Source organism: Pseudoalteromonas sp. P1-25 (genome assembly GCF_001401805.1).
Taxonomy (GTDB): Bacteria; Pseudomonadota; Gammaproteobacteria; order Enterobacterales; family Alteromonadaceae; genus Pseudoalteromonas.
The window spans coordinates 69,840-78,084 of sequence record NZ_LKDW01000022.1 but is presented as its reverse complement, the minus strand read 5'-3'; the positions used below and the strand labels follow the sequence as shown (position 1 = coordinate 78,084).

The 8,245-nt window shown below is 41.3% G+C and carries 8 protein-coding genes; all 8 read right to left on the bottom strand.

Annotation, left to right across the window (positions count from 1 at the left end; translation table 11 throughout):
- Window positions 1-230: 230 nt before the first annotated feature.
- The gene (locus AN393_RS13745) at window positions 231-2,090 is read right to left on the bottom strand and encodes an alkaline phosphatase D family protein (protein ID WP_055018383.1); all 1,860 of its coding nucleotides are present in this window, start codon (window positions 2,088-2,090) and stop codon (window positions 231-233) included.
- A gap of 3 nt (window positions 2,091-2,093) precedes the next feature.
- The gene (locus AN393_RS13740; protein ID WP_055015072.1) at window positions 2,094-2,873 is read right to left on the bottom strand and encodes a TatD family hydrolase; all 780 of its coding nucleotides are present in this window, start codon (window positions 2,871-2,873) and stop codon (window positions 2,094-2,096) included.
- Window positions 2,874-3,095: 222 nt separating this feature from the next.
- Window positions 3,096-3,422: a PilZ domain-containing protein gene (locus AN393_RS13735; RefSeq protein ID WP_055018382.1), complete on the bottom strand. Its 327-nt coding sequence runs from the start codon at window positions 3,420-3,422 to the stop codon at window positions 3,096-3,098.
- Window positions 3,423-3,433: 11 nt separating this feature from the next.
- Entirely contained in the window at window positions 3,434-4,348 is a 915-nt protein-coding gene (locus AN393_RS13730; RefSeq protein ID WP_055018381.1) for a DNA polymerase III subunit, read from the bottom strand.
- Window positions 4,349-4,350: 2 nt separating this feature from the next.
- Window positions 4,351-4,977: a dTMP kinase gene (tmk, locus tag AN393_RS13725; RefSeq protein ID WP_055015057.1), complete on the bottom strand. Its 627-nt coding sequence runs from the start codon at window positions 4,975-4,977 to the stop codon at window positions 4,351-4,353.
- 7 nt (window positions 4,978-4,984) lie between these two features.
- Window positions 4,985-5,971, bottom strand: a complete 987-nt coding sequence (gene mltG, locus AN393_RS13720; RefSeq protein ID WP_055018380.1) for an endolytic transglycosylase MltG — start codon at window positions 5,969-5,971, stop codon at window positions 4,985-4,987.
- On the bottom strand, window positions 5,965-6,768 hold the full coding sequence (gene pabC / locus AN393_RS13715) for an aminodeoxychorismate lyase (RefSeq protein WP_055018379.1): 804 nt from the start codon (window positions 6,766-6,768) through the stop codon (window positions 5,965-5,967). Before pabC ends, mltG begins: the two co-directional genes overlap by 7 nt.
- A gap of 73 nt (window positions 6,769-6,841) precedes the next feature.
- A complete protein-coding gene (fabF, locus tag AN393_RS13710; protein ID WP_055015060.1) occupies window positions 6,842-8,080 on the bottom strand; it encodes a beta-ketoacyl-ACP synthase II in 1,239 nt (412 codons plus the stop codon).
- Window positions 8,081-8,245: the final 165 nt, after the last annotated feature.

Below are 8,245 nucleotides of genomic sequence, written 5' to 3'. Positions count from 1 at the left end.
ATTTTCTCATTTACTCCTCATTCGCTTCTCTTTGTGCAATTAGCTTAAGTTACTTTTCCATAAAGAAGTTTTCAGACGCTACGCTTTAGAGTTGTGATAAATAAAATGCTAGGATTGGTTATGTCTTCTCATTTTCTCCTCATTTTCTTCTCTTTGTGCAATTGATCTTTTACAAGAAGCTGCGCTTCTAACGTGAGCAAGCTCTACGTCTACAAAACCAATAACGTGCTTTATTTATGCTCTAAATCAAATTCTGTTAAATGGCCGTCGCCGTGGATTAGTTGGTATCGGGCTAAGTCGCCTTCCTCTAAAGTAATTAAACTAATGGCTGAGTCGCTTACTAAATACTTTTGGCCTTCGCCTACGGTTTGGTGTTTATCTACTTCCATGTGCCAGCGTTTGGTAAAAAAGTTAAGCGGGCTTTTGGGGCCGTATAATATTGAATCGAGCTTATCGAGTACATTAATGAGCTTACGCGGAAATTCGTTTTTGATACCGCTGGCGGTGAGTTGCCATATTCTATTGGGGTGATCGCCAAAACGCTTTTGCACCGAAAAACAAAATGAATAATGCACATCGCCCGATAAAATAAGCGTTTCGTTGGGTGTATCTGTGCGTCTAAATGTATCAAGCAGTTTTTTGGCGGAGCCTTCGTGTGCCATCCAGTTTTCTACATCAACCATAAGCGGTTGGCCGCACATATTAAACGCCGCTTGAATTGCCTCAATTGATTTAACGCCAAACACCGGCGCTGGTGATACAATAATTACTTTGCTGTGGCTCAGTAGGCTTTCTTCAAGCTCTGTTAAGCGCTCCCAATCAAGTAAGCCTGAGGGTTCGTTAAAGTTACTTTCGTTACGCCAGCGGTGTGTGCGGGTATCGAGCACAACCACTTTTGGTGTAGTGTTAAGCTCATAATGCCAATAATTAAACTCATTAAGCGGTTTATCAAAGGCTTTAAACTGCCAACTATTATTAGCGCTTCGGCTTTGTTTAAATTCGTTTATTAGTGCACCTGTTTTGTGTAGCGCGTCGTTACCGAGCCCTTGGAATAACCAATAACTTATCAGCCCGTTATTAATAATACGTTTACTATTTGGGTTTTGATTTATTGCTTGCTCCCACCCTGCCGTTAGGTTCCAATCATCGGTAACATCGTGATCGTCAAACATCATTAAGGTAGATACATTGGCAAATAAACGCTCTACGCTATTTAAGCCTTTTGCGTAGTCAATTAAGGCCTTTTTTTCGGCGTTAAAAATGGCGGTGTTTTTTTCATTACCTTGCGTGTAATGCATATTATTAATATTAACGCATTGCCATGCAGCAGCGCTAAAGTTAAGCAAGTACAGCGCAACAAATTCTTCAAAGTGAATTAAGTGATTATGCGCTTTTACGCTAGAAAAATGAGGCTCGTCTTTTTTTAGCCAATACCCTACACCCAATTTTGAACGTTTTTGCCATGGCGTTTTGGGTAAGTAATGGTGGCGGTTAAAAAGCTGATCGTTTATATCTGCTGGTAAGTTAAGCTCAAGCGGCTGCTCTTTATAAAGTCCTAATACATCTATTAGCTGATGAATTGCCAATAGCATAGGGCCGGCTACATCATCGGCGTACACTTGATCGCCACTAAGTAATAAAAGCTGTGCGCCTTGCTGATTGTTACAACGTTGTTTATTTTGCCACTCGCTTGCAGATACTAAGCTGTCTTTTGCAGGATGATGCGCGTTACGGCACGAGCCATGTAAAATATGGGTTAGCTTATTAGCAATAACAAACGAAGGCGCTGCTTGCCCTTTAAAACACCACGGTGCTAAATCAATTTGCTGCTCGTTAATATGCAATGTATAGGCTAATAAAGTATCGAGCGGAAACGGGTTATCAACGGGTTTTATAATAATAAAATGCAGGTAAAGGTGTTTACCTAGTGCAATGCTTTGCTGCTCGCTGTAGCTTTGATGGTGTACGAGTGTAATTTGGCAATTGCCAGGGCGTGACGTCGCAAATTGAATACATATACTACGTTGCTCAGCTCGGCGCACCATGGGCCCCATTAATAAAAGCGGGAGTTGCGCCGATTGAGTAGTCATGTGTTAGCCTTTTGCTGCTAATTTAAAAAGTGAATAAAAGTTATCTGTGGTGGCTTTTGCAAGCTCGTTAAAGCTTATGCCTTTTAGCTCGCTAATGTAGTAGGCAACATCTTCTACATACGCTGGCTGGTTTGTTTTACCACGGTACGGTACAGGTGCTAAATACGGCGAATCAGTTTCAATAAGTAATCGATCGAGTGGGATTTGCTTTACTACTTCTTTAAGCTCTACGGCATTTTTAAAAGTAACAATGCCCGAAATAGAAATATAAAAGCCCATGTCGATGGCTTTTTTAGCCATATCCCAATCTTCGGTAAAACAATGCAGTACACCACCGCAATTTTCTGCTTTGTGCTCACGCATTAAGTTAATCGTATCGGCTCGGGCGTCGCGGGTATGAATAATAAGCGGCTTTTGTAACTCGTTTGCTACTTCAATATGGCCAACAAAGCTTGCCTGTTGCACTGCGTGCGTGTCTTTCGAATAATAGTAATCTAGGCCTGTTTCGCCTATTGCGACCACTTTTTCATGCGATGCTAAATCAATAAGCTGCTGTTTATTTAGGGCATCTTTTTGATCAAGCGGATGCACGCCACACGAGGCCGATACATCATCGTAGTGTTTAATTTTGTCGAGCATGCTTGGGAATTGATCAAGCGTTACACTTACACATAAAAAATGCTCTACTTGCTTTGCGCGGGCGTTGTCGAGTACTTGATCTAAGTTTAAATCTAGTTTGTCAAAATCAAGACGATCTAAATGGCAATGAGAATCTACAATCACTATACGGCCTGTATTGTTTTGAGTGTTAAGTTTTACCAATCCACAATAAGAGTTAATCAATTTTAGAGGTTAAAACTGGCGCTAACAGCGTTAAAATTTCTAATTTAAAACGACTAAATACCGAAATTTAGGGTTTGTTATTGCACCGATTTTATTACCAAAAAAAATTACTTAATTAAGCACATTGGTATTACGATTTAACGGGCAAAATAGCCCATTAAGCTACATGGTATATGTTGGGTTACCAGAGTTTAACATAGTGCCTAATAGCTTTTCGATTTTAGCGTTTAGATTTGTTTTGTCATCTAAAAAGCTAATCCCTATACCGGGTGGGTTAGAGCTTTGTGCGCCTTGAGGCGTTATCCATGCAACTTTACCCGTTACAACGTCATCTTCTAGCGCATCTGGTAATGTCACTCTTAGCGCTAAAGAGTAGCCGATTTCGTAGCGCATGTTGGTACGCACAAAAAGACCCCCTTGTTTTAAATATGGCATGTAGCAGCGGTAAAGTTCGTCAAGGTTGTCTACATCAACTAAAAGCTCTTGCATAAGTATTCCTATTAAATGTGACGCAGGGCATGCGCTAAACGCGACACTGCTAGAGGTAAATTAAGCCCGAGTACCTCTGTGCTATTTTGTAAAAATTCATTCACCGCTTGCTGCGCGCTTTGGTACGCGTCAAAACTTAAACCTTTTATAAGCTGCTGTTTTAATTGCTCGCTTAAAAATAATGTAAAAATGCGTATTAGCTCTGGTTGTTTATTAATTATATTAACAAGCGGACTAAAATTATGGCTTTGTTTAAACTCAGTTGCAAATTTATATAAAGTATCAATGTGTTGCAGTTGTTCTTGCGCTTGCCACTGTTTAATTAATAGTGGTTGCGTGTAAAATAAAGGTAACCACACATGATCATTTATATTTAAGTTGGCTAACCAGCTTTTAGCTTCATTGGGGTTAGTTACTTTAATGTCTGTTTTGGCACAGCGGCTTAAAATAGTGGCGGGTAACTGCGCGGTATTGCTTGTTGTTAAAATTAAAAAGCGACTATTGCTGGGCTCTTCTAGCGTTTTTAGTAATGCGTTTGCCGCAGCCGTGGTCATTTTTTCGCAGTTTTCGATTATTGCTACTTTATTCCCATTTTGCGCAGCAGAGTGGTTCATAAAATCGCTTATCGCGCGAATATCGTCTACACCAATGCTTTGCCCCTCAACTTGCGTTAAGCGTTTGTCTGGGTGGTTACCCGCATGCGTTAAAGCACAACTTTTACATTGGCCGCACGGGCTAAGCGTGCTGTTTTCGCGCTGCATGTGGGTATTAATATTTTGGCATAATAAACTATTTGCTAATTGTTCGCTTAGCTCAAACTTTCCCACACCAATAGGCCCGCATAATAGCTGCGCATGGTGAAAACGCTGTGCTTTGTAACTTTGCGCAAGCTGTTGCTCTACGCTATTAAGCCACGGCAATGCCATTACTATTTTAACCCTTCAAAAAAGGTGCGTAGTACGTTGGTTATATCGCGATGTACTTTATCAATACTTTGATTGGCATCAACCGTTTTTATTGAGCTATCGTCATTTGCCAGCTCAACATAACGCATACGGGTACGCTGAAAAAACTCTATGGCTTCTTGCTCTATCCTATCAAGCTCACCACGGCCTTTAGCACGCTCAAGACCGATTACTGGGTCTATATCTAGGTAAATGGTTAAATCAGGTTTTAATCCTTTTAACACCATAGACGACAAAGACGATAAGGTATTAGCGCTAATGCCGCGCCCGCCTCCTTGGTAGGCCTGAGATGACAAATCGTGACGATCGGCTAATACCCACTGCCCGTTATTAAGTGCTGGGTTAATTACATTATGCATAAGTTGCGAGCGCGCTGCGTACATAATAAGTAATTCGGTTTCAAAGGCTATGTCTTCTTTGTGCTCTGCTTTTACAAGCGTTCGTAAAGACTCCGCAAGCGGCGTGCCCCCAGGCTCGCGCACGTTAATAAAGTCTATTTGTTTTTTGTTTAAAAAGTCTTGGCATAACGAAATAGCCGTTGATTTGCCCGCACCTTCAAGGCCTTCAATAACAATAAATTTTGGTTTCATATAAGGTTTAATTCGTTTTATTTAATATATACGTTTTAACTGCCGCGTTGTGTTGCTTTAACGTGGTTGAAAATTGATGACTGCCATCGCCCTTAGCCACAAAGTAAACATACTCTGATTGCGGTGGGTTAAGCGCTGCTAAAATAGCGGCTTTTGAGGGCATGGCAATGGGTGTAGGCGGCAACCCGTTAATGCGATACGTGTTATAGGGTGTGTAATCGCGTAAATCTTTTCGCTTAATGTCGCCGTCAAAATCCGCTCCTAAGCCGTATATTACGGTTGGGTCTGTTTGAAGGCGCATATTGGCGTTTAATCTATTTATAAATACAGCGGCTATTAGCGGGCGCTCACTGGCAAGGCCGGTTTCTTTTTCAATAATAGAGGCCATAATTAGCGCATCATATGCGTTTTTATAGGGTAGATTTTTTGCGCGCTTTGGCCATGCTTGCTCAAGTGTTTGCTGCATTTTAACGGCTGCTCGCTTTAGTAAACTACTGGCCGTATCACCGCTGTGGTAATGGTACGTATCTGGAAATAACCACCCTTCTAAATGGCCTTTTTCGCCTACTATTTGCTGCGAAAGTTGCTCTGTATTTAAGTTATTAGTTAAATGCGGCGCGCTATTAATGGCAGCTAATACTTCCCGTAAGTTTTGCCCTTCAATAATGGTAAAGCTAAAGCTAATTTGTTCACCGTTGTTTATTTTTTTTATGTTATTTATAACACTTGTATTAGTTAGTTGGTATAAACCTGCTTTTAAATCGGTTAGCGTTGGGTCAAGCTTTGCAATCACTTGGTAACGCCAGCAACTTTTTAACCAATTATTAGCCTCCCATTGCTTACAAAGTTGGTTAAAGCCCATACCTTTTTTTACTTCAAATTGCACAGGGGTAGCTATATTTAGCGGGCTTGTTATTGTTGCTTGTAATTGTTGATACCCTACTAGCGTTGTCACTAAAGCTAACAATAATACCGATAAAATAACTTTTAACACTTAGCCTCCTTGGCTAGTAATTCATTTAATAAACGCATGCTTTGCTCAACATTAAAGGGGTGTTGCTCAATACGGTTAACAGGCACTGCCCCCATTAAACTATTACATATAAATACAGCGCGTGCTTGGGTTAGCTCGTTTAGGCTAACGTGCTTAAATTCAACCGCTAATTTATCACATAACGATTGCAGATAAACCCCCTTTATACCGCATTGCTCAAGGCTTGGTGTGTAGAGTGTATTATCGCCAATTGCAAACACATTAGCGGCTGACGCTTCAATGACATTGTTTTGATGATCGAGCACTAAAACATCGTCGCACTGTTGAGATGCCATGGCATTTTTAATAAGCACTTGCTCTAAACGGTTAAGTGTTTTTAAGCCTGCAAGTAATGGCTGAGATGCTAATTTAATTGGGCTTAAAGCTAAACTTACCCCGCTGTTAACTAATGCTGAGTAGTTTTGTGGAAACGCTGATACTGTAATTAAAATGGTTAAATGGGTGTGTTGTGGTAATCCATAACCTCGCCCACCTTCTCCGCGGGTGACAACTACTTTAAGGGCATTTAATTTGCAGCCAGTAATGGCTGTTTTAATATGCTGCTCAAGCTCAGTAAAATTAATTGCCGGAAACGCTAAACGCTCGGCGCATTCTATCAAACGTGCTTTATGGTATTGCCAATGCTCTACGTGCCCTGCACTTACTTTGGCAGTGGTAAAAAAGCCATCCCCGTAGTTAAGGCCTCTATCGCGCGTGTTAATCGCACTTGTATCATCGGTTGTTATTATTGTTTGCATATTAAATGGCTTGCATAAAAAAAGCCCAGTTAAACAACTGAGCTCTTATAATGTGGTTCGTTGTTAAAAAAGATTATACCTTTTTAAATAGCAACGAGCCATTAGTCCCACCAAAACCAAATGAGTTACACAATGCAAAGTCGAGTTTTGCATCACGTGCAGTGTGGGCTATGTAATCTAGGTCACAGCCTTCATCTGGGTTATCAAGGTTAATGGTTGGCGATACTTTTTGATCGGCCAGCGATAAAATAGAAATAATAGACTCTACTGAACCCGCTGCACCTAATAGGTGACCCATCATCGACTTAGACGAGCCAACCATTACATCTTTAGCTGCACTGCCAAAAATAGTTTTAACAGCTTGCGTTTCGGCTTTGTCGCCTGCGTTAGTCGATGTACCGTGTGCGTTAATGTAGCCTACTTGCTCTGCATTTACTTGTGCATCGTTTAGTGCATTTTGCATTGCAAGTGCAGCGCCTGCACCGTCTTCCGGTGGCGAGGTCATGTGGTATGCATCACCACTCATACCAAAACCAACAAGTTCAGCGTATATTTTAGCGCCACGGGCTTTAGCGTGTTCGTATTCTTCAACTACTACCACGCCTGCACCATCAGATAATACAAAACCATCGCGGTCTTTATCCCACGGGCGAGATGCCGCTTGTGGGTCATCATTGCGTGTAGAAAGCGCGCGTGCAGCATTAAAGCCACCCATACCAATTGGCGTACAGGCTTTTTCTGCACCGCCGGCAACCATGGCATCTGCATCGCCGTAGGCAATCATACGCGCTGCATGGCCAATATTATGCAAGCCTGTAGTACATGCCGTTACAATAGAAATATTAGGACCGCGTAAACCATGCATCATTGATAAATGGCCTGAGATCATATTAATAATGGTTGATGGCACATAAAATGGCGAAAGCTTACGTGGGCCACTGTTAAGCAGTTTTATGTGGTTTTCTTCAATGAGGGTGAGTCCACCAATACCCGAACCTACTGCTACACCAATACGTGTTGCGTTTTGCTCAGTTACTTCAAGACCTGAATCTTGTAAGGCTTGAACACCCGCTGCAATGCCATACTGAATAAATAAGTCCATTTTTTTAGTATCTTTCGCCGACATGTATGCAGTTGCATCAAAGTCATTGATGAGTCCAGCGAATTTAGTACCAAATTTTGATGTGTCAAAGTGGGTTATGTTTTGTATACCACTTTTACCATCTAATAAGCCTTGCCAGGTTGATTGCACATCATTACCTAGCGGCGTCAACATTCCTAAGCCAGTTACGACGACTCGACGTTTAGCCACGGTTTGCCTCCAATAAGGGATATTTAAACCAATCGATTAATGTATTGTTATTTAGTAAGCAGTTTGTCTTACTAAGTTTAAATCTATTGGCATTACAAAGGGAATTCATACCCAAGCGACCTCAAAGTGCGAGTCTCAAATTCAAGTAAGGATATGCTATTACAC

Excerpts from the sequence above, each read along its gene's own strand:
- AN393_RS13745 (WP_055018383.1), bottom strand. The coding sequence starts at position 2,090 with ATGACTACTCAATCGGCGCAACTCCCGCTTTTATTAATGGGGCCCATG.
- AN393_RS13735 (WP_055018382.1), bottom strand. The coding sequence starts at position 3,422 with ATGCAAGAGCTTTTAGTTGATGTAGACAACCTTGACGAACTTTACCGC.
- AN393_RS13730 (WP_055018381.1), bottom strand. The coding sequence starts at position 4,348 with ATGGCATTGCCGTGGCTTAATAGCGTAGAGCAACAGCTTGCGCAAAGT.
- tmk (WP_055015057.1), bottom strand. The coding sequence starts at position 4,977 with ATGAAACCAAAATTTATTGTTATTGAAGGCCTTGAAGGTGCGGGCAAA.
- pabC (WP_055018379.1), bottom strand. The coding sequence starts at position 6,768 with ATGCAAACAATAATAACAACCGATGATACAAGTGCGATTAACACGCGC.